The 1303-nt window shown below is 69.0% G+C and carries 1 protein-coding gene; it reads right to left on the reverse strand.

Going from position 1 to position 1303, the window contains the following annotated elements; all coding sequences use genetic code 11:
* Positions 1 to 66: 66 nt before the first annotated feature.
* Positions 67 to 1290: an IS701 family transposase gene (locus ACTWQJ_RS51470; protein ID WP_443313214.1), complete on the reverse strand. Its 1224-nt coding sequence runs from the start codon at positions 1288 to 1290 to the stop codon at positions 67 to 69.
* Between the last annotated feature and the right edge of the window lie 13 nt (positions 1291 to 1303).

A 1303-nucleotide genomic window follows, 5' to 3' on the forward strand; every position in this document is an offset into this window, starting at 1 on the left:
CGACTGCTTGGCGTCGGCGGCGCCAGTTCGACCAGCTCAGCGCGTGGTGTCGTCCGCGGTGTCCGCTCAGGTGCGGGGGCCGGGCACGACAAGCTGCCAGGAGTCGCCGAACCTCCGCCACTGTGAGCCCGATGGCCCCGGGTGTCTCACCTGTTCCGCCCCCTTTTCCCAGGGCTGGTGTGCCGTAGCGGCCAAGAAAGCGTGAGCGAGCATGGCCAAAGTGATGTGCCGATACCAGCCCACGTAGCGGCGGACCTCGTACTGATCCAGGCCGCACTCGTTCTTCGCGGCCTGGAAGCACTCCTCGATCGCCCAGCGCGCCCCGGCGACCCGCACCAGCTCGTGGACGGTGACCTGAAGGGGCGCGTAGGCGAGGTAGTAGGCGATCTCGTCGGGCTTGCTGATACTGCGCCGGGCCAGTGCCCACCGCATCCGGTGAGGGACCTCGCCCTGATAGTCGAACTCGGCGACGGCCGGCAGCCGCACCGCTGCCCAGTGGTAGACGCGGGGCCCCTTCGCGCCGTCGCCGCAGGAGATCTTCTCCCACGCCTCGTCCGGGGCCTGCGCGAACAGGCCCTCGATCCGCGAACAGCCCACGCTGAACTGGGACTTGGGGACGGCCAATACGTAGCCGACACCCGACTGCTCCAGCAGCCGGCGGAATCGGTTGTCCTGACCGTAGGCGGAATCCGCAGTGACCCAGGTAATGGGCAGCGGCGAGGCCAGGGCCCGCAGCACCATGCGCCTGGCCAGTTCGCCTTTGGTGGCGAACTCCCGCTCGTCGGGGACCCTTGCGGTGCGGCAGCGTTCCCGGTCCTCAGTCCAGGATTTCGGGAGGTAGAGCTCGCGGTCGACCAGAGCCCGGCCGCGGGCGGAGGCGTAGGCGGCGAAGACGCCGATCTGGCAGTTCTCGGTCCGGCCGGCAGTTCCGGAGTACTGGCGCTGGACCCCGGCGGAGGTGTTGCCCTTCTTGATGAACCCGGTGTCGTCGATGATCAGGACGCCACCAGCCTCGCCGAGCTTGCCGGCGACGTATACCTGCAGGTCGTCGCGGATGTCATCGGGCTCCCACTTCGATCCGGCGAGGAGGTGCTGCAGGCCGTCAGGGGTGGAGTGACCGGCCTGTTCGGCCAGCTGCCAGCTGTTCTTGCGGGCCACCGGGGCGAGCAGCCCGCGCACGTAATCCCGCATGCGGCGGCGGAGCTCGACTCGGCCGAAGCGGTGCCCGATGGTCAGGAAGAGATCGTCCAGTTCGAGGTCCCACTGCGCGGCGGCAGACTCGGTGATCACCCTCGGAGGCTGC

Origin of the sequence: Streptomyces sp. KR55 (assembly GCF_052245645.1) — a bacterium.
Taxonomy (GTDB): Bacteria; Actinomycetota; Actinomycetes; order Streptomycetales; family Streptomycetaceae; genus Streptomyces; species Streptomyces flavusporus.